21 protein-coding genes are annotated in these 18,861 nt (G+C 32.2%); 10 read left to right on the top strand and 11 right to left on the bottom strand.

The annotated features are described in order from the left end of the window. Window positions 1–142 precede the first annotated feature (142 nt). On the top strand, window positions 143–1,930 hold the full coding sequence (gene rho, locus B2741_RS06475) for a transcription termination factor Rho (protein WP_291136528.1): 1,788 nt from the start codon (window positions 143–145) through the stop codon (window positions 1,928–1,930). A 180-nt stretch (window positions 1,931–2,110) separates the two neighbouring features. Next, window positions 2,111–2,533 (top strand): lipocalin family protein, encoded by a 423-nt coding sequence (locus B2741_RS06470; RefSeq protein ID WP_291136525.1) that lies wholly within the window; start codon window positions 2,111–2,113, stop codon window positions 2,531–2,533. Between the two features lie 52 nt (window positions 2,534–2,585). On the opposite strand, the gene B2741_RS06465 is transcribed toward B2741_RS06470, so the two are convergent. The 6 genes from B2741_RS06465 to B2741_RS06440 form a co-directional block, all read right to left on the bottom strand. Then, a complete protein-coding gene (locus B2741_RS06465; protein WP_291136522.1) occupies window positions 2,586–2,978 on the bottom strand; it encodes a DUF1801 domain-containing protein in 393 nt (130 codons plus the stop codon). Window positions 2,979–3,040: 62 nt separating this feature from the next. Further along, window positions 3,041–3,505: an MFS transporter gene (locus B2741_RS06460; protein WP_291136519.1), complete on the bottom strand. Its 465-nt coding sequence runs from the start codon at window positions 3,503–3,505 to the stop codon at window positions 3,041–3,043. A 12-nt stretch (window positions 3,506–3,517) separates the two neighbouring features. Next, on the bottom strand, window positions 3,518–4,267 hold the full coding sequence (gene tpiA / locus B2741_RS06455; RefSeq protein ID WP_291136516.1) for a triose-phosphate isomerase: 750 nt from the start codon (window positions 4,265–4,267) through the stop codon (window positions 3,518–3,520). A gap of 111 nt (window positions 4,268–4,378) precedes the next feature. Further along, window positions 4,379–4,879 (bottom strand): TlpA family protein disulfide reductase, encoded by a 501-nt coding sequence (locus B2741_RS06450; RefSeq protein ID WP_291136513.1) that lies wholly within the window; start codon window positions 4,877–4,879, stop codon window positions 4,379–4,381. Between the two features lie 3 nt (window positions 4,880–4,882). Continuing rightward, window positions 4,883–5,956 carry a MauE/DoxX family redox-associated membrane protein gene (locus B2741_RS06445; protein WP_291136510.1) on the bottom strand — a complete coding sequence of 358 codons (1,074 nt, stop codon included), beginning with the start codon at window positions 5,954–5,956 and terminating at the stop codon, window positions 4,883–4,885. A gap of 60 nt (window positions 5,957–6,016) precedes the next feature. Beyond that, window positions 6,017–6,556 (bottom strand): DUF1599 domain-containing protein, encoded by a 540-nt coding sequence (locus tag B2741_RS06440; RefSeq protein ID WP_291136507.1) that lies wholly within the window; start codon window positions 6,554–6,556, stop codon window positions 6,017–6,019. A gap of 89 nt (window positions 6,557–6,645) precedes the next feature. Here B2741_RS06440 and folP point away from each other — a divergent pair, with 89 nt between their 5' ends. Genes folP through B2741_RS06425 form a run of 3 tightly spaced genes read left to right on the top strand, consistent with a single transcriptional unit; the run spans window position 6,646 to window position 8,751 of the window. Further along, entirely contained in the window at window positions 6,646–7,467 is an 822-nt protein-coding gene (folP, locus tag B2741_RS06435; RefSeq protein WP_291136504.1) for a dihydropteroate synthase, read from the top strand. 3 nt (window positions 7,468–7,470) lie between these two features. Then, window positions 7,471–8,208 (top strand): hypothetical protein, encoded by a 738-nt coding sequence (locus B2741_RS06430; protein WP_291136502.1) that lies wholly within the window; start codon window positions 7,471–7,473, stop codon window positions 8,206–8,208. Between the two features lie 54 nt (window positions 8,209–8,262). Further along, on the top strand, window positions 8,263–8,751 hold the full coding sequence (locus B2741_RS06425) for a hypothetical protein (protein ID WP_291136499.1): 489 nt from the start codon (window positions 8,263–8,265) through the stop codon (window positions 8,749–8,751). Between the two features lie 44 nt (window positions 8,752–8,795). Here B2741_RS06425 and rlmH read toward each other — a convergent pair whose 3' ends face one another. Further along, on the bottom strand, window positions 8,796–9,269 hold the full coding sequence (gene rlmH, locus B2741_RS06420) for a 23S rRNA (pseudouridine(1915)-N(3))-methyltransferase RlmH (RefSeq protein WP_290820141.1): 474 nt from the start codon (window positions 9,267–9,269) through the stop codon (window positions 8,796–8,798). A gap of 68 nt (window positions 9,270–9,337) precedes the next feature. Beyond that, the gene (locus B2741_RS06415; RefSeq protein ID WP_291136896.1) at window positions 9,338–10,807 is read right to left on the bottom strand and encodes a TonB-dependent receptor; all 1,470 of its coding nucleotides are present in this window, start codon (window positions 10,805–10,807) and stop codon (window positions 9,338–9,340) included. A gap of 117 nt (window positions 10,808–10,924) precedes the next feature. Between B2741_RS06415 and B2741_RS06410 the strand changes: the two genes are divergently transcribed. Genes B2741_RS06410 through B2741_RS06400 form a run of 3 tightly spaced genes read left to right on the top strand, consistent with a single transcriptional unit; the run spans window position 10,925 to window position 13,692 of the window. Then, window positions 10,925–11,689 (top strand): MBL fold metallo-hydrolase, encoded by a 765-nt coding sequence (locus tag B2741_RS06410; RefSeq protein WP_291136497.1) that lies wholly within the window; start codon window positions 10,925–10,927, stop codon window positions 11,687–11,689. 5 nt (window positions 11,690–11,694) lie between these two features. Beyond that, entirely contained in the window at window positions 11,695–12,189 is a 495-nt protein-coding gene (locus B2741_RS06405; RefSeq protein WP_291136495.1) for a hydrolase, read from the top strand. 15 nt (window positions 12,190–12,204) lie between these two features. Next, the gene (locus tag B2741_RS06400) at window positions 12,205–13,692 is read left to right on the top strand and encodes an aminotransferase class V-fold PLP-dependent enzyme (protein ID WP_291136492.1); all 1,488 of its coding nucleotides are present in this window, start codon (window positions 12,205–12,207) and stop codon (window positions 13,690–13,692) included. 18 nt (window positions 13,693–13,710) lie between these two features. Here B2741_RS06400 and B2741_RS06395 read toward each other — a convergent pair whose 3' ends face one another. Next, a complete protein-coding gene (locus tag B2741_RS06395) occupies window positions 13,711–14,592 on the bottom strand; it encodes a lysophospholipid acyltransferase family protein (RefSeq protein WP_291136489.1) in 882 nt (293 codons plus the stop codon). A gap of 82 nt (window positions 14,593–14,674) precedes the next feature. Here B2741_RS06395 and B2741_RS06390 point away from each other — a divergent pair, with 82 nt between their 5' ends. Together B2741_RS06390 and B2741_RS06385 are read left to right on the top strand one after the other, a co-directional pair. Then, a complete protein-coding gene (locus tag B2741_RS06390) occupies window positions 14,675–15,301 on the top strand; it encodes a rhomboid family intramembrane serine protease (protein WP_291136486.1) in 627 nt (208 codons plus the stop codon). 66 nt (window positions 15,302–15,367) lie between these two features. Next, window positions 15,368–16,060, top strand: coding sequence for an SIMPL domain-containing protein (locus tag B2741_RS06385; RefSeq protein WP_291136483.1), 693 nt, complete (start codon window positions 15,368–15,370; stop codon window positions 16,058–16,060). 244 nt (window positions 16,061–16,304) lie between these two features. Here the strand turns inward: B2741_RS06385 and B2741_RS06380 are convergent, their stop codons facing one another. After that, window positions 16,305–16,808, bottom strand: coding sequence for a hypothetical protein (locus tag B2741_RS06380; protein ID WP_291136480.1), 504 nt, complete (start codon window positions 16,806–16,808; stop codon window positions 16,305–16,307). A gap of 202 nt (window positions 16,809–17,010) precedes the next feature. Beyond that, a complete protein-coding gene (locus tag B2741_RS06375) occupies window positions 17,011–18,780 on the bottom strand; it encodes a DUF4209 domain-containing protein (protein WP_291136477.1) in 1,770 nt (589 codons plus the stop codon). Window positions 18,781–18,861 lie beyond the last annotated feature (81 nt).

Genomic DNA, 18,861 nt, shown 5'->3' with positions numbered 1-18,861 from the left:
AACTATTGTTATTTCCAAATTTATTCGTACTATTGCATAGTATTAGTCGTAAGTACTTCATTCTACGACACCTTACGCCTCAAAAAAAAATCTATCTTTTTTTTGTTTTAACTCAATCAACAATTTTATTCAACTTATATCCATGTTTGATATTGAAGTATTAAAGGAGATGAAACTCTCTGATTTGCAAGAGATTGCAAAAGTGGCTAAAATCAATAAATACCGTTCACTTAAAAAAGATGATTTGGTATATCAAATTTTAGACCTACAAGCAGCTAAACCAGAAGTAATTAAATCTGAATTACCTAAAGAAGCAGCCGCAGACCAACCTAAAGAAAAAAGAGCGCGAATGCTTCCTAAAAAAGAAGTTAACCAAGCGCCAAAAATCAAAAAAGATTTGTTTTCGAAACCTTTGAAAGACTTACCAGAAGAAATTATTCCGATTGTAGAAGAAAAAGTAGTTGAAGAAATCAAAGCTACTGAAATCAAAGAGGTTTCGCCAAAACCAAATGACAAGTTACCTCGTAAAGATTTTAAAAACAAAAAACCTTTACCAAACAAAGTAGTTGCAACCGATGCTACTCCTACAGTTGAAAAGCCAATAATAGAAGCTACTGCTACTGAAACTGCACAAAACGATAAAAATTTGCCTAAAAATCCTAATTATAAGGCAAATCAAAATAATCCCAACCATCCTGATTACAAAAAAAGTAATCCTACCGAAGGTAATAATGGAAACAACGGGAACAACGGAAATACCAACAAAAATCCTCATCAAAACAAAAAACAAAATTTTAGAGAACCCGATTTTGAGTTCGACGGAATTATTGAAAGTGAAGGTGTATTAGAAATGATGCCTGATGGTTACGGATTTTTACGTTCGTCAGATTACAATTACTTAGCATCTCCAGATGATATTTATTTATCAACGTCTCAAATCCGTTTGTTCGGATTAAAAACGGGTGATACTGTAAAAGGTGTAGTGCGTCCTCCGAAAGAAGGTGAAAAGTATTTTCCATTAGTAAAAGTATTAAAAATCAACGGTCACGACCCACAAGTCGTTCGTGATAGAATTTCATTCGAACATTTAACTCCAGTTTTCCCAACAGAAAAATTTAACTTGGCAGAGCGTAATAGTACAGTTTCAACGCGTATTATCGATTTGTTTTCGCCAATTGGAAAAGGGCAACGTGGTATGATTGTAGCTCAACCAAAAACGGGTAAAACCATGTTGTTGAAAGATGTTGCGAATGCCATTGCAGCGAATCATCCTGAAGTGTATCTAATTGTTTTACTTATAGACGAACGTCCTGAAGAGGTAACAGATATGCAACGTAGTGTACGTGGTGAAGTTATTGCTTCAACTTTCGACAGAGAGCCACAAGAACACGTTAAGATTGCTAATATCGTATTAGAAAAGGCAAAACGTTTGGTAGAATGTGGTCATGATGTAGTGATTTTATTGGACTCGATTACTCGTTTAGCAAGAGCTTATAACACAGTACAACCAGCTTCTGGAAAAGTATTGAGCGGAGGTGTAGATGCCAATGCGTTACAAAAACCAAAACGTTTCTTTGGAGCGGCTCGTAATGTTGAAAATGGTGGTTCGTTAAGTATCATCGCAACCGCATTAACAGAAACAGGTTCTAAAATGGACGAAGTTATTTTTGAGGAATTCAAAGGAACTGGTAATATGGAATTACAATTGGATAGAAGAATTTCTAACAAACGTATTTTTCCTGCTATCGACTTGGTTTCTTCAAGTACGCGTCGTGATGACTTGTTATTGGACGAAAATACCATTCAAAGAATGTGGATTATGCGTAAATATTTAGCCGATATGAACCCAGTAGAAGCTATGGATTTCATTCATGACCGATTTAAGAAAACCCGAAACAACGAAGAATTTTTAATTTCGATGAATCAATAAGAATAAGAACTCCGATGAAAATCGGAGTTTTTTTATGCTTCTATTTTTTAGATATGCTTTATTTTTTTAGCTTGTAAATCAGTTCGTTATCATGTAATCATGTAAATTAAATATTTATATGTGTAACATAAATGGATAGTGTGGGAACTAAATTTACATCTAACAATAAAATATATCAAAATGAAAAATCGAATTAAATTATTCGCCTTATTATTAAGTTTAGGATTAGTGTCAACATCTTGTAATAATGACGATAATGAAGGCGAAACACTTGCACCTTTGGCAGGAAAATGGAATGTGAGTCAAGTGGGTACTACGGTTAATGGGCAAGAAGTTTTGGTAGATGCTCCTCAAAATGAAAGCGGTTGTGATAAAGATTATTTAGATCTTAATGCCGATAATACATTAGAGGAAGGAGATTATGATTCAACACTTGCTCCTTGTGCTATATATACAAAAGAAGGAATTTACTCAAGATCACATAACAATTTAACCACAGTTGTTGATGGAGTAAGCACTACTAAAGACATCATGAATTTGTCTCTTACAGAATTAAAATTAAAAGGTGCTGACGGCGCAATTGTTGTGTACGTTAAAGACTAATTAAATTAAAGATTAAATTTTAAACGGAAATGACTTAGTTGTTTCCGTTTTTTTATTGCAATCGCTCTAAAACTCCTTTTCGTTTTACGATGTTTTTATAATCCCACTGAATTTCTTTAGCTTTTTGAAGCCAATTTTCTAAATCTTTAGTATTGATTTCATTAATCGAATTATAAAATATAGAAGCGTCTTGAAATTTAACACCCAATACATTTAGTTTATCCTCTTCAAACGATTTTCCACTCCAAAACATCAGTCTTATGCCTGGTTTTTGTTTGCTGTACCCCACAATTGGATTTCCATCTAAAAACCAAACAGGATGTGCATGCCAAATTTTATTTTCGGCTTCGGGTAAATGCAAGTTGATTTTTTTAGCTAGTAAATTACAAATCAATTGGTCTTGTGTTGATTGCGAGTTGTTGTAAGCTTCCACTTCTTGATTCATAGATAAAATGTTTAAATCAAATTTAATAAAAAACTCCGAGTAGTATCGGAGCTTTTGTTTGTTTATTGCTTTTCAAAATCTTGTTTTTCATTGCCTTTCAAATCTAAATCTGAAATTATTTTAGATAAAGTAGGTCTTTGTAATATTAAATATAAAAGCATACCAGAGGCAATTAATAGATATAAAAAGTTGCTGGTTAAGTTGTAGATTACTATTGAAAAAAGCGCTGTACCTTCAAGAATGGCATATTTCACAATTGAAGCCGATTGATATTTTACCAGTTTTTCTTTTAATTCTGCATTTTCTGAAATGGAATTTAGTTGACTTTTAAATAAAAAGTTACTTAAAAAAAATGCGATAATTGCAACGCTTGGAATTATATATTTGAAAGTATCATTGCTGTCATCTAAAATAATTTCAGTTGAATTTGTTTTTGAAAACATAATAAAACCAAAAATAAAGACACCTGAACATAAAGCCAAATGTATAATCGATAATGTTTTTAAAGACGGATTATTTGGATGCATATAATACTTAGATTAAAAACCATTCACAATAGCCAAAAAGTCATCTGCTTTTAAAGCGGCACCTCCAATTAAACCGCCATCTACATCAGGTTTTGAGAAAATTTCTTTGGCGTTATCTGGTTTTACACTTCCACCATATAAAATGGTTAAGTTGTTTGCTATATCAAAACCGTATACTTTTTCTACTAACGTTCTGATGAATTTGTGCATTTCTTGTGCTTGTTCTGGAGAAGCGGTTTCGCCTGTTCCAATCGCCCAAACAGGTTCGTAAGCCAATACAATATTTGCCCAATCTTTCTTTTCTAAATGAAACAAACCATCACGTAATTGGTATTCTACCACATTAAAATGATTGTCATTTTGGCGATCTTTTAACTCTTCACCAAAACAAAAAATAACACGCATTTCATGTTTTAAAGCTGTATCTACTTTACTAGCTAACAAAGCATCTGTTTCATGAAAATAAGCACGTCTTTCGCTATGACCTAAGATTACGGTGTTTAATCCAATATCAGTTAACATTCCAGCTGCAATTTCACCTGTAAAAGCGCCACCTTCTGCTTGGTGCATGTTTTGTGCTGTTACAGTAATTCCTTTTCCATTCGTAATTTCAACTGCTTTAGCTAAGTTGACAAACGTTGGAGCTACAATAATTTCAGTTGAAGTATTTGGCTTTTTAGCGATAATTTCTTCGATTAATGCAATAGTTTCCTGTTGGTTTTTATGCATTTTCCAGTTTCCGGCTACGATATTCTTTCTCATTGAAATTTCATTTTTATTAATTTCAAAAGTACTAATTTGTTTGTTTAATTAGTATTTTTTGGTCACCTCTTTGTAATAAATTTACGCAAAGGTTTGCGAAGATTCGACGATTTATTTAACCTTGTTTAATACCTCTTTTATTTTTTCAAAATCTTTTTCTATGGCTCTGTATAAAACAATTTTACCGGTTTTGTCTACAATTAAATATCTTGGAATCCAATCTACATCTAATGATTTTCCGAATGTTCCTTTCATGTTATCACCTATGAAATAATTTTCACCTTCTACTTCATATTTTTCGATTCCTTGAATCCATTTTTCAGATGTTTTGTCAAATGATAAGTTTACAAAAACAACGTCTTTACCATAAGTTTGGTTTAATTTTTTTACTTCTGGCATTGCTTTGATACAATCCGAACACCATGAAGCCCAAAGTTCTATAAATATAGTCTTTCCTTCATGTTTTTTTACTATTTCTTGAAATGAAATTGGTTTATCTTCAGTTGTTTTTAAAACATAATTAAGACTTTCATTTTTAAAGGTAGTTTCTTCTTTTTGAGCACATCCTAAAGTGCTGATTAGCATAGTAGCTAAAACGAATAATTTTTTCATAGTTTATTTTTTTAATTCCGAATAGGGTTTTTTAATCAGTTTTTTGAACTCAGCTCCATTGAATTTATTTTCATTAATTCCATCGTAGTATTTGAATTCGTTACCATTCCATAAATATTTTACTCCTGGCGTATCTCTTCCTGAACCTAATTCAGTCCAAAACGGAATTACATCAATCATTTTATATGGGAATTTCGTTCCTGCAAATTCAAAGAATGTTGGAATTTTCTCCGGTTCCTCGTCCATGAAAATCACATAAACAGGAGGGAAGTTCTTGTCTTTTTTACGCATTTCATTCAATTCTTTTGCGGTATCCATACAATGGTCGCAACCCGGAACAAAGTAGCACAGAATTTTTTTATCGGTATCAATACCAGCAAAATATTTCTCGTATCCCGATTTTACTTTTTTAGGAGCGTCTTCGGTTTTCTTTTCCTCAACTTTTTTAATGGTATCTTTTGCAATTGTGACTGTTGGTTCTTCATTGGTTAACAAAGAAGTAGAATCCACGATTACACCCAAATTTTCTTGGATTTCAGAAGTTGGTTCTTCCACAACTTTTTCAACTGGTCGAATTGGTGCCAACATAAAAAGAGCTAAAATACAACCCAATCCAACGGATTTCAATAACCAAAAGTTCGATTTTCCATCAGCAGGAAGTAATTTGAATAACCAAACTAATAATCCAATGGCAATGATATTCTTTATGATGGCTTCAACTGGCGTCATTGGGATTAACTCGCCAAAACAACCACAGTTTCCTGCATTTCCACTTACAAAAGTGGTGTAACTTAAATGAATCGTAAATACCGCTAACAATAAAATCGTAGCCGGAATCGTGATTTTTTTCAAGTAATCTTTTAGCAAAATAGCAATTCCTAATGCGAATTCAATTCCGATTAAAATTCTTGAGAAATATGGAGCAAAACCTTCTGAAAATCCTAATGGATACAATTGTTTTACTTCAAAAGTAGAAATTGCAAAATAAGGCGATGGATATAATTTGGCTACAGCTGAAAGTATAAATAAAACTGAAATGATAAGGCGTAAAATCCAACTTAAGTTTTCTTTCTTCATACGTTTTTTGATTTTTGATAAAAATACAACTTACTAAAAAGGTAACGTGTTAACGACTTGTTATTTATTTTCCATTAAAATCAAAGCGAAAACGGAATAGTTTATCATATCTTGGTAATTTGCGTCAATTCCTTCCGAAACTAAAGTTTTTCCTTTGTTGTCTTCGATTTGCTTTACGCGAAGTAATTTTTGAATGATTAAATCGGTTAAAGAACTGATTCGCATATCGCGCCAAGCTTCGCCGTAATCATGGTTTTTGTTTTCCATTAAAGCTTTCGTTTCTGCTATTTTTTCGTCATATAATCGCACAGCTTCATCAGCTGACATATCAGGTTGATTGGCAACTCCTTTTTCCATTTGAATCAAAGCCATCGCACAATAATTGATAATTCCGATGAATTCTGATGCTTCACCTTCGTCCACTTTACGCACTTCGTTTTCTTGTAGACTACGAATTCTTTGTGCTTTAATGAAAATTTGATCGGTTAGGGATGGCAAACGTAAAATACGCCATGCAGTGCCGTAATCGTGCGCTTTTTTGGAAAATAAATCGCGACAAACCGCTATAACTTTATCATATTGTTGAGAAGTATTCGACATTATTTGCTGTATATTTGTGTGAGAATTTTCAAAAGTAATGAATTAAGTCAAAAAGGAAAAGTCAAAAGTGAAAAGAAATCAAAATTAAGATGAATATCAATTGCAACGGAAATTTAATCGATTTATCAACTCCAAAAGTAATGGGGATTTTGAATGTGACACCCAATTCGTTTTACGATGGTGGTAAGCACAAAGAAATCAATTCGATTATTCATCAAGTAGATAAAATGCTGTCGGAAGGTGCTGATTTTATTGATATTGGTGCGTATTCGAGTAAGCCAAGTGCCGAATTTGTTTCGGAAGAAGAAGAAATAAAGCGTTTGGTTCACATTATTAAAGAATTGGTTGAAACATTTCCTACGATTATTTTATCGGTTGACACGTTTAGAGCTAATGTTGCTAAAGCTTCAGTAGAAAATGGAGTAGCAATAGTGAATGATATTTCAGCAGGTTTGTTAGATGATAAAATGTTGGAAACCGTTGCCGATTTAAAAGTACCGTATATCATGATGCATGTGCGTGGAAATCCTCAAACAATGCAAAGTCTAACCGATTACAACGACATTGTAAAGGAAATGATATTCTATTTTTCGGAGCGAATTCAAAAGGCGAGAAGTTTCGGAATTTCGGATATTATCATTGACCCTGGATTTGGTTTTGCCAAAACATTGGAACAGAATTACGAAGTATTGCATAAAATGGAGTTGTTTTCGCTTTTAGAATTGCCAATATTAGTCGGAATTTCAAGAAAATCGATGATTTATAAAGTTTTGGAAAAAACACCACAAGAAGCTTTGAACGGGACTTCGGTTTTAAATACGATTGCGTTGCAAAAAGGAGCTAAAATTCTCCGAGTGCATGATGTAAAAGATGCTGTAGAATGTATAAAATTAGTCAGTAAATTAAAATAGATAATGAAGAAATTAGTTGCTATTGTTGCCTTGATGGGCTTGTTTTCTTGTAATAAAGAAGAAGTTTTATTACCACAAGAAAGTGTTTCGGTTATGAAAGAAATGACCGATCATTCACCCATTTATATGTTTTTTAAAACCGAAGAAAATCAAGATAATAAAGAAAAATTAGACACAATTGTGGAAGTGAATCGTAAGAACTCGATTTCTTCAACCAATTGGGTTTTCAATATCGACAAGCGTTTGCCGTTGAAATTAGTCATTCCTGAAGTAATGCAATTGCAAGACAAAAAGAAAAGCAGTTCGCACTCCAAAACTGGAACCATGAATGTTTTTACGTATTCGGATAGTGTGGCTAAGAATTTAGCTTTTTTTCCTTTTACGGACGTAGAGTTCAAGTATAGCAAGCATTTTTCTAAGTTTTTCATTAAAAAACACGCCGAACATTATAGAAACTACCACAATTTCACAGTAAACTTTAACAAAGACAATAAAATTACCGTTGACGGAAATGATATTTCTCGTGAAGAATTTATCGATTTCATCAAAGAATTCGCTGATTTCACAAGCGATGGGAAAATCACGATGTTGCATTTAAATTTTGATAATCGCTTAACGTATGATCAATACATTCAAAATAAAATATTGGCTTGGAAAGCAACGAATAACGAAATTCAATTGTCTTCTTTTGAGTTCGTGTACGATGAGAAAAAGTTGCCGGAATGTGGGTGTAAGCTTTAAGTTGGGAGTAGAAAGTAGGAAGTTGGGAGTTTTCAAAATGAGTTAATAGGTTTTATGAAGTACATTTTTCTTTTAATTTTATTATCAAATTTTAATTCAATTGCTCAAGTTACTAAGGGTGAAATTTTATTTGAAAATAACATCAAGTTACATTGGACAATAAAAACTTTTAACGAAAAGGAACATCAAATTAAAATTTGTAAAAACAATTTTGATGTTCAATATATTTGTGCAATTGATAATGCTATTTGGTATGGCTCAGATATTCCTGTTGATAAACCTAAAAATCAATTGACCAATTTGGTTTTTGAAATTGGAAAAAATAAGATTGTTTTGGATGTCTCATCAATGTTTAACCCAAATTTCAGTGGTGAATTATCAAAACATCAATTTAAAATACTAAAAGAAGGAAATCAATATATTTTATACGGTTTCTTTTCTGATGGTGCGGGAACATATACAGCACATTGGAGAATTGTTGATACTACTTCGATAAGAGAAGTTATATCTAATTCAGAAAAAAAATTTTCTTGGCAAAATTAATTACTTAAAAAACTCCCAACTCCCAACTTCCATCTCCCAACTCTCTACTGATGATGATACGGCTCATTCCTTAAAATCGTAAATCCTCTATAAATTTGTTCAATTACAAAAAGTCGCACCATTTGGTGAGAAAACGTCATTTCTGATAATGAAACTTTGCCTTGCGCTTTTTGGTAAACGGTTTCACTAAATCCATACGGGCCACCGATTACGAATACTAAGGTTTTAGTTCCAGCATTCATTTTCTTTTGTAAGAAGTCGGAGAAACCAACACTGCTGAATGTTTTTCCGTTTTCGTCCAATAAAATTAAATGGTCGGTTGGTGTGATTTTGGATAAAATCAATTCGCCTTCTTTTTCTTTTTGTTGGGCTTCCGATAAGTTCTTTACGTTTTTGATATCGGGAATGATTTCCAAATCAAATTTCACGTAAAACGACAAACGCTTAGTGTAATCATCAATTAAGGTTTGTAACGATTTATTGTCGGTTTTCCCAATAGTTAAAAGACGAATGTTCATGAGATTTGTTTTTGCAAAAATAATAGCGTTAAATGAAAAATCACTCTTTTTAGGAGTGATTTTCTATATTATTCAATTTTCTCTACTTCTTTAAAGTCAACTTCACAAGCGTATGAAAAAAGTTTTTCTTTCTTGATGATTTCTGCGGTTCCTTCTGGAAGCATTTCTTCCCAACCTGTTTCGCCTTTGCAAATCATTTTAAGAATTTTTCTTGAGAAAATATCCAAGTTCTTTTCATCGTAATCTTTTATATCGATTACTTTTCCATTGAATTTAAAGAATTTGTACAATTCTTTCATTCTTGGGTGTACTTTTAAGTTTTCGGAAGTGATTACGTTTCCGTTTTCATCTTTCATTGGATATAAATACACTTTTAAGTCGCGATAGAATAATTTTCCAAACGCTTCTAAAATTCCACCCGATAAATGGCGGTAGTATTTCTCGTCGAAAATTTCAATTAAGTTATTTACTCCCATAGCTAATCCCATACGAGCTTTAGAATAATTAGAGAAATACTCTACTACTTTGAAATACTCTTGGAAGTTCGAAATCATCACATTTTTACCAAGTTTACAAAGTAATTCCGCTCTGTCAAGGAAATCGCGTTCGTCAATTTCGCCTTCTGCTTTTAAGTTGGAAAGTGTTATTTCAAAAACCACAAAGGTATTGTCTTCTGCTACTTTATTTTCTTTAATGAACATGTTATATGATTCTTCATACATGTCCATATTTACTTTAGTAACCGGTCTAAAACTTCCTCTTAAGGCTAAGATATTTTTCTTGTATAAAACAGCTGCAGGAAGAATGTTTTTTCCATCAGGACCAAACATTACGGCATCAGTCATTCCGTTTTTAACCAATTGTAAACTCATCAAACGATTGTCTACATTAGCAAAGCGAGGACCAGAGAAGTTAATAGTATCAATTTCTAATTGGTCTTTATCTAAATGATCGTATAAATAGCGAAGTAATTTTTTAGGATCGTTGTATTTATAAAAGGCACCATAAATTAAATTTACACCTAAGGTTCCAAGTGTTTCTTGCTGTAATTTGGCATCATTTTCTTTAAAACGGATGTGAAGAATAATTTCATTATAATCTTCATCTGGTTCTACTTGATACACAATTCCAACCCAACCATGCCCTTTAAATTGTTTAGCAAAATCAATAGTTGCTACGGTATTGGCATAACTAAAGAATAATTTATTCGGATGTTTATCTCTACTTAAACGTTGTTCCACCAAATTAATTTCATGCGACAACATCTTTTTCAAGCGACTTTCAGTAACATAACGTCCATCTTCTTCAACACCATAAATAGCGTCACTAAAGTCTTTATCGTATGCCGACATTGCTTTTGCAATCGTACCAGACGAGGCGCCAGCTCTAAAAAAGTTACGTACTGTTTCTTGTCCTGCTCCAATCTCAGCAAACGTTCCATAGATGTTTTCATTAAGATTAATTCTTAATGCTTTATCTTTTATGGAAGGGATTTGCTCTATCTCTCTGTCTCCACGAACTTTAATATCTGTAACCATGCTTTTCATTAAAATAAATTTTGGGGTACTTGGAAAAAAAATAGTCTCCAATGGCAAAGTTAATCATTTTATAAAAACTACCATAATTATTGTTATTTTTGTGCAAAAGATAAGGCTTTGAAAATTTATTTTTTAGGAACAGGAACATCTCAAGGAATTCCAGTAATTGGAAGTCATCACTCGGTTTGCTTGAGTACAGATAAAAAAGACAACAGATTACGTGTCTCGGTTTGGATTGAAACCGAAGACGCTTCTATTGTTATTGATTGTGGTCCCGATTTTAGACAACAAATGCTAAATTCGAAATGTCCTAAAATTGATGGGTTGTTATTTACTCATGAACATGCCGATCATACTGCGGGTTTAGACGATATTCGTCCGTTCTTTTTTAAACAAGGTGCAATTGCTATTTATGCGCATGAACGCGTATTAAAAAATTTAGAACGACGATTTGATTATATTTTTCAAACCGAAAATAAATATCCAGGAGCGCCTTCAGTTTCTGAAAATGAAGTGATTATTGACCAGCCATTTACCGTAAATAATGAAGTTGTTATTCCTGTGAATGCTTATCATGGTTCGTTACAAGTTTTTGGATATCGAATTCAAGATTTTGTGTATTTAACAGATGTAAAAACAATGGAAGCTTCCGAGATTGAAAAAATAAAAGACTGTAAGGTTTTGGTTGTAAATTGTTTAAGAGAAGAACCACATAACACACATTTTAATTTAGAAGAAGTTTTACATTTCATATCTTTGGTGCGTCCAAAAACAACTTATTTAACGCACATTAGTCATTTGTTTGGTTTTCACGAAGAAATTCAAAATAAATTGCCAGAAAATGTGTTTGTAGCTTATGATAATTTAGAAATTAATATTTAATACTTATGAAGAACGTAATTTTATATGCTTTGATTTTCTCGTTATTGTTTAATGTATTTCAATATGTGAATTCTACCAAAATATTAGACGCAAAAGATAAAGAAGTACTAAAAGTAAAAGCGAATTTAAAAACTTCGAGAGATTCTGTCGCTACTTTAGCCAATGCGAATTATTTTTCCTTGGAAAGTGACGAAGATGCACAAGAGTATTTCTTCTCTAATAATTTAGATTATCAAAAAGTTGCTATAAAAGTAAAAGAAGATCTTATTAGTTTGAATGCAAATAAAAATGGAAATCCGCTTGTTCCTTATGAACCAATTGATGGAAATCCATTTTTAATTAATACTTCTAAAGTTTTAAATCACAGATGGATTATTGCCGAATTTTCATGTGGCGATTTATGGGGTCAAGTTTTAATAAAATACTTTGTTTCGGAAGGAAAACCAACCGATTTTGAAACGGTAGAAACGGTTTTATACGAAAGACAAACGAAAGAATAAATAAAATACAACGCAATGTCGACTACTACAACTAAAACCCAATTAGAATGCTATTTTGAAGAGTTCAGAAAGGACATAATTGGAATCAACCAAAGTTTTCAATCGCCTTTTGGGGAAAAGAAAATCATTTATACTGATTGGACAGCCAGCGGAAGATTGTATCGCCCAATTGAAGAGAAATTAATGAATGATTTTGGTCCTTTTGTAGCCAATACACATACCGAAACTTCAGTTACGGGAACAGCAATGACAATGGCGTATCATGAAGCGCGCCATATTATCAAACATCATGTAAACGCATCTGATTCGGATATTTTAATTACCGACGGAACTGGAATGACTGGAGTAGTAAATAAATTCCAACGTATTTTAGGACTTCGTATTCCAGAAAACTTAAAGGAGTTCACGGCTATTCCAAACGAATTAAAACCAATCGTTTTTATTTCGCATATGGAACACCATTCGAATCAAACGTCTTGGTTAGAAACGATTGCAGATGTTGTAGTAATTCCAGCCGATGAAAACGGATTGTTGTGTGTTAATGAATTAAAGAATTTACTAGAAAAATATAAAGATAGAAGTTTTAAAATTGCTTCAATTACATCGTGTTCAAACGTTACCGGAATTAGAACTCCGTATCACGAAGTAGCAAAGTTAATGCACCAAAACAACGGCGTTTGCTTTGTAGATTTCGCTTGTTCAGGTCCGTATGTGAATATTAATATGCATCCAGAAGATGCAGAAAGTTATTTGGATGCGATTTTCTTTTCGCCTCATAAATTTTTAGGAGGTCCTGGAACTTCAGGAGTTTTGATTTTCAATAAAAATTTATACAAAAATAACGTTCCAGACTGTCCAGGTGGTGGAACTGTAAGTTGGACAAACCCTTGGGGCGAACACAAATACATCGATAATATCGAAGATAGAGAAGATGGTGGAACTCCAGGCTTCTTGCAAGTAATGAAAACCGCTTTGGCGATTCAGTTGAAGGAAAAAATGGGCGTTCAAAATATTTTAGATAGAGAGCATGAGTTAGTAGATTACATTTTTGAAACTCTTGGAAATATCGATAATTTACATATTCTAGCGAATCAACATCAAGATAGGTTAGGAGTTATTTCGTTTTATATTGATGATTTACACTACAATTTAGGTGTAAAATTACTAAACGATAAATTTGGAATTCAAACGCGTGGCGGTTGCAGTTGTGCGGGTACTTACGGACACTATTTATTGCATGTGGATCAAGAAACTTCACATGATTTAGTTTGTAAAATTTCTTCAGGTGATTTAATACAAAAACCAGGATGGATTCGTATGTCAATTCACCCAACGACTACAACTGAAGAGATTGAATTTGTTTGCGAAAACATCAAAGCATTAGCGGCTAATCATAAAGAATGGGGAACAGATTACGAATACAATCCGAAAACCAACGAATTCGTTCACAAAAAGGCCAAAGGTGAAATCAAAGAAATGGTTCACAATTGGTTCAATTTATAAAAAGAAAAAGCTCAGTTTTTACTGAGCTTTTTCTTTTGTATGTTTCCATCTTTTATGCGTCCACAAATAAAATTCGGGAGCTTCGTAGATTTGTTCTTCTACTAACTTCAAGAATTTATCAGTAATTTCATAATTAGGAACCGATTTTACGTCTTCTGAAAGTACTTCAAAGCTTGCTTGGTAATAGCCTCTTTTTATTTTTTTAGTTCTTAGAAAAATCACATTCATATCAAAACGTTTGGCTAGCATTTCTGCTCCAGTATGAACAGGAACAACATGTCCCATAAAAGGCGCCCAATGATAAGCCGAGCTAGGTTTAGGCGATTGATCACTTGCAAATCCGTATAAACTTAAGATATTGTTGTTGTAATTGTCTGAAATAGTTGGAATCGTTTCTTTAGTAGTAATTAACTCCGCTTTAAATTTAGAACGGATTCGTTTGACTAATTTATCAAAATACGGATTCGCTAATTTTTTATAAATACCAAATCCTTTGCAGTGAATGTGGTAATTCATAGAAACAACCCATTCGTAACTTGCATAATGCGCACACATTAAGGCAATACTTTTATTTTTTTTCTCCAAATCATAATACACCTCCATATTGCTAAAAGTGAATCGTTTTTCAATTTCTTTTTGAGATATTGAAATGGTTTTAATCATCTCTAAAAACATGTCGCACATGTGACTGTAAAATTTCTTTTCAATAGTAAGTCGTTCTTTATCAGATAAGTGAGGTAATGCCAATTTAATATTATCACGAACTACTTTTTTTCGGTAACCAATAATGTTATAGGTTAAAAAGTATACAAAATCTGATAATAAATAGAAAACAGGAAAGGGTAGTATAGATATTATCCACAATATCGGATAGATAAGTATGTAAACTAATAATTGCATTCGCGAAATTTTTTACAAATATACTTTTTTACTTGGAAGTAAATTTGACAAAGTATTCCTAAATTTACAAAAAATACATTTCATGAACATTATTTTATTGATTTTGATAGCTGCTAATGCACTTGTGAGTTACAAAGCCATAAATGATACTTCTTTTTTTAGAAAATACGAATTTCATATTGGTAGTATCAAATCGGGTGAACAATTACGTATGTTGAGTTCGGGTTTCTTACATGTCGATTTTCAGCATTTGTTTTTTAATATGTTTACGTTGTACTTTTTTGCACCTTATGTAATTTATAATACGAGTGCGCTTTATTTTTTGTACATTTATATAGGAAGTTTGATTGCGGGAAACTTACTTACGTTCTATTTTCATAAAAATGATTATTCGTATAGAGCTGTTGGTGCTTCTGGAGCCGTTACAGGTATTATTTTCAGCGCCATTTTATTAGAACCAAACATTCGTATGTATGGATTAATTCCAGGCTATATATTCGGATTTACCTATTTACTTTTCTCTATTTACGGAATGAAAGCTAAAAGAGATAATATTGGTCATGTAGCACATTTTGGAGGCGCAATTGGAGGTTATGCCTTTACATTGACAAAATATCCGCAATTAATCACTACAGAACCTATAACTGTTGGAGCTTTGTTGATCCCAATTATAGTTTTATTTTTCTTACAAAAGATGAATAAATTATAAAATTTTAAGTTTTTGATTTTTTGGCACAATACTTGAAAAACTATAAATAATTAAAATATTAAGATTATGAAAAATTTAGTAATGATACTATTATTCTCAGCAGGTATGGTACAAGCACAAGAAGTAAAAACAGTTCCGCAAATTAGCGTTTCGGGAGAAGGAAAAATTAAGGTTACACCGGATGAAGCTTTAATTACAGTAGCCGTAGAAAACACTGGAAAAGATGCAGCCGAAGTAAAAAAGAAAAACGATGAAATCGTAGATAAAGTACTAAAGTTAATCAAGCAACGTGGTATTCCAACGGCTGATTATCAAACGCAACGTGTGAATTTGTATAAGAACTACGATTATAACACTAAAAAATACAATTACGTAGCCAATCAAACCATTTCAATTCATTTGAAAGATTTGTCTAAATACGATAAGTTAATGATGGATTTGGTAGATAGCGGCATCAATTCGATACAAGGCGTAGAATTCAAATCGTCTAAAATTAAAGAATACGAAAGCCAAGCGCGCAAGAAAGCGATGATAGATGCCAAACAAAAAGCAGAAGATTACGTTTCAGTTTTAGCAGGGCAAAAAGTAGGGAAGGCGTTAGTAATTTCAGACAACTCGTTCACAAATTACCCACGACCAGTGTATCCCGAAATGAAAACTATGGCAATGGCTGACGGAAGCGCAATGCCACAAGAAACTTTAGCTATTGGAGAAATTGAGATTATTTCAAATGTATCCGTTTCTTTTGTGTTAGAATAAGAAAGTAGTTTAAAAGCAAAAAAGCCAGAATGTAAGTTTTGGCTTTTTTTGTTATACTTTAAAAATGGCGAGTAGCCATAAACAGCTTTTTAGTTTGAATTTTAACGTTTCGCGGCTTGCTCTCAGTGGCATTGCACCAACACCAAACCATTACGAATATAACAAAACATTCCATTCAGCAGCGGATTTTCCGTAGGAAAATCTGGAAGTAGCCATTGAAGCAAACCGCTGTTGTAAGCAGTTTTTATCTTCCTACGAAATGTTGGTCTTTCAAATCAGCTGGATATTTAATAGATTTAAGATATTCCCAGTCAACATTTTTTCGAATTTCTTTGAAATCTAATTCGCTTATTTTTTTATAATTAAGAACAAAAAATGTTTCTATAAAGTCTAACATCATTTCACAAAATCCAATAAATTCACCATTTGGGTTATCTTTTATTTTTGAAGCAAAAAATTGAACATTATAACCTTTAATAGCTTCTTTTGAAAATGTATGTGGCGGAAGAATTACTAAACTTTTTTCAATTCCGTCAAAACTTTTTATGTGTTCAGGTATATTTTTATAATCACAAGAGTCAAAAAATATTCCGAAACTATGGGTCCATTTACTATTTTCAATTATTTTAAATTTCTTGATTACATTTTCGATTACAAAACCCTCAAAGTATTCCAAAGTTTTATAATGAATAGGTAATGCTTTAACTTCTGTTTCGTCAAAAAGTTCAATAATAAATTTACGGTTCATAGTTTTTCTAAAATTGCTTACGTTTTGCCGCTTTGCGAAGGCGGGGATTTTCAACACTAAACTTCATTAGATGCACAAAGCTTGAATTTAGCACTTCACTTTCATAGAAGCACGAAACCCCCGCTTTTGCAAAGCGGCTGTTAGCCGTTCGGTGTTCTTTTTGTCCGCTGGTTTGTCGGTCGTAAGCGTAGACTTTTCTATTTTATGATTCATTTGTTTTAGTTTCAAGTTTATAATTACCAAGTCTTAATAATGCCACAATGAGCAAAAGCATAACCGCTGATGAATAATTTTTAGTCGTAAAAAAGCAATGAGCAACATTGTTTCTTAAATTCATTCCGTTTGATGTAAACAGATATTTAAAAAAGGCAATATCGTCTTCAGGAATCAATACCTTTAGCTTTTCATTATCCAATAATTTGTCGAAACCAATCCTTTCTTCTGTCCCGTTGTCTTTAATTTCTATTGTCTGAGCACCAATCATTCTTGAGAACTCACGCAGTAAACCTTCAAATTTCAGCACTAAATTGTCTAATGCTAAAATGTAGCCTTGTGGATTATGACTATTTGTTTTTAAATCAATTTCTGTTTGAACAAAGAAGCTTTGTAATGCTGGAGTAAGTAATTCAATCCAATTAAATCCTTGTGTTTCGTTATTTGTATCCAAATAAGTAAAATCTTGTCCGTACCAAGAGTCATTCTTGAAGTAGTTTATTAAACTTTCAAAAGAAAATTTACCGCTTTTAAAACCTTTTGAAGCAACAAGCCCAATATGATTAATAGAAAAATTATTTATATGAATATAATAGGGGTTGATACCACCTGTTTTACTTTTGCTGATATTTTTATTGATGTCAAAGGTCATTGTAGAAACTAAATCGAGCATAATAGGTCTAATCTCTTCTTTTAAAACATCAGCTTTAGGAAACAATTGCTCCAAAATTAGATACTGATATATTTCTTTATCATTTCCATTTTCAATTACATAGTCAATTTTTTTCTTTGTAAAATCCCACCATTGATTTAAGGCTTCATTTATTTTTTCGTCTTTAAGTTCAAATGAAACTTTTTTAAGGTCAATTGTCTTTTTCGCTTGCTCTAATAAAACGGCTGTCTGCTCATTTTTTTCTTTAATATTCGCTTTCTTATATTCTTCTAACGCGTTTGTATAATAATGATGAGCTATAAAACCTTTGTTTTTTTCATTTTCAAGTTGGGAAATATGATAATCGCCCAATTTTTCGTGAAATTCACTAGTCGAGATGTTGAGTTTCTGACTTAAAAGAACAAGAAGATTTAGATAACTTTCTAATTCTCTATCTGTCAAGTTGCTAATCCTGTTTTTTGAATAATCAAAGAATGTTTGTTTTACAGAAGCATCAATATTTTTCCCATTTTCAACAACAAATTCCATTAAGGAATATTTGGTAAAATCATTTAGCTTTTCACTTTCTAATAGCGAAACAAAATATGAGATAATTTCATCTTTTTTGTAGTTTACTTTTTGGCTTAGAACAAAGAGGTTTTTATAATACTTACCAAAAGAATAGCATTGTAGATTATCATCTACTGAAAACGAAGAATTTTGCAACAGCAGTAAATAACTTTCAATTGCATTTTTCGCAAATTCAATGTGTTTTTGTGGGCTTAACCAGAGTAAATGATTATATTTTGCTTTGTATTTTTGGTTTTGTGCTTTATTTGCCCTTGTTTTAATGTACTCAAAATTATCGTCAAATAATTCCAATGAAGGATAAGCGTTATCACCGATTTGAAATTTTGGAACGTGTAAACCGTTTTCTATTGAAAAGTCTGCAAAAAACAATTCATAAGAACATAACTTTTTTGTGTTATCATCTTCTGTTTTATCTCGTAAAGCAGTGATATATTTATATGTGTTTAAATCTAAATACTGAAAATTTGTATCTTTTTCAAGGTAATCATAATATTCATCTAAGCTTTGAAATTCCATTTGATAATAAAGTCTAATTTACGGTTCGGTTTTAAACTGACGGCTAACGTTATGAGCCTTGCTCTCAGTGGCGTTGCACCA

This window comes from Flavobacterium sp. UBA7663 (genome assembly GCF_002483315.1).
Lineage (GTDB): Bacteria > Bacteroidota > Bacteroidia > Flavobacteriales > Flavobacteriaceae > Flavobacterium.
This window is presented reverse-complemented; position numbering and strand designations above follow the sequence as displayed.

Coding starts and splice junctions, on each gene's coding strand:
- rho (WP_291136528.1), top strand. CDS start 143: ATGTTTGATATTGAAGTATTAAAGGAGATGAAACTCTCTGATTTGCAA.
- B2741_RS06470 (WP_291136525.1), top strand. CDS start 2,111: ATGAAAAATCGAATTAAATTATTCGCCTTATTATTAAGTTTAGGATTA.
- B2741_RS06465 (WP_291136522.1), bottom strand. CDS start 2,978: ATGAATCAAGAAGTGGAAGCTTACAACAACTCGCAATCAACACAAGAC.
- B2741_RS06460 (WP_291136519.1), bottom strand. CDS start 3,505: ATGCATCCAAATAATCCGTCTTTAAAAACATTATCGATTATACATTTG.
- tpiA (WP_291136516.1), bottom strand. CDS start 4,267: ATGAGAAAGAATATCGTAGCCGGAAACTGGAAAATGCATAAAAACCAA.
- B2741_RS06450 (WP_291136513.1), bottom strand. CDS start 4,879: ATGAAAAAATTATTCGTTTTAGCTACTATGCTAATCAGCACTTTAGGA.
- B2741_RS06445 (WP_291136510.1), bottom strand. CDS start 5,956: ATGAAGAAAGAAAACTTAAGTTGGATTTTACGCCTTATCATTTCAGTT.
- B2741_RS06440 (WP_291136507.1), bottom strand. CDS start 6,556: ATGTCGAATACTTCTCAACAATATGATAAAGTTATAGCGGTTTGTCGC.
- folP (WP_291136504.1), top strand. CDS start 6,646: ATGAATATCAATTGCAACGGAAATTTAATCGATTTATCAACTCCAAAA.
- B2741_RS06430 (WP_291136502.1), top strand. CDS start 7,471: ATGAAGAAATTAGTTGCTATTGTTGCCTTGATGGGCTTGTTTTCTTGT.
- B2741_RS06425 (WP_291136499.1), top strand. CDS start 8,263: ATGAAGTACATTTTTCTTTTAATTTTATTATCAAATTTTAATTCAATT.
- rlmH (WP_290820141.1), bottom strand. CDS start 9,269: ATGAACATTCGTCTTTTAACTATTGGGAAAACCGACAATAAATCGTTA.
- B2741_RS06415 (WP_291136896.1), bottom strand. CDS start 10,807: ATGGTTACAGATATTAAAGTTCGTGGAGACAGAGAGATAGAGCAAATC.
- B2741_RS06405 (WP_291136495.1), top strand. CDS start 11,695: ATGAAGAACGTAATTTTATATGCTTTGATTTTCTCGTTATTGTTTAAT.
- B2741_RS06400 (WP_291136492.1), top strand. CDS start 12,205: ATGTCGACTACTACAACTAAAACCCAATTAGAATGCTATTTTGAAGAG.
- B2741_RS06395 (WP_291136489.1), bottom strand. CDS start 14,592: ATGCAATTATTAGTTTACATACTTATCTATCCGATATTGTGGATAATA.
- B2741_RS06390 (WP_291136486.1), top strand. CDS start 14,675: ATGAACATTATTTTATTGATTTTGATAGCTGCTAATGCACTTGTGAGT.
- B2741_RS06385 (WP_291136483.1), top strand. CDS start 15,368: ATGAAAAATTTAGTAATGATACTATTATTCTCAGCAGGTATGGTACAA.
- B2741_RS06380 (WP_291136480.1), bottom strand. CDS start 16,808: ATGAACCGTAAATTTATTATTGAACTTTTTGACGAAACAGAAGTTAAA.
- B2741_RS06375 (WP_291136477.1), bottom strand. CDS start 18,780: ATGGAATTTCAAAGCTTAGATGAATATTATGATTACCTTGAAAAAGAT.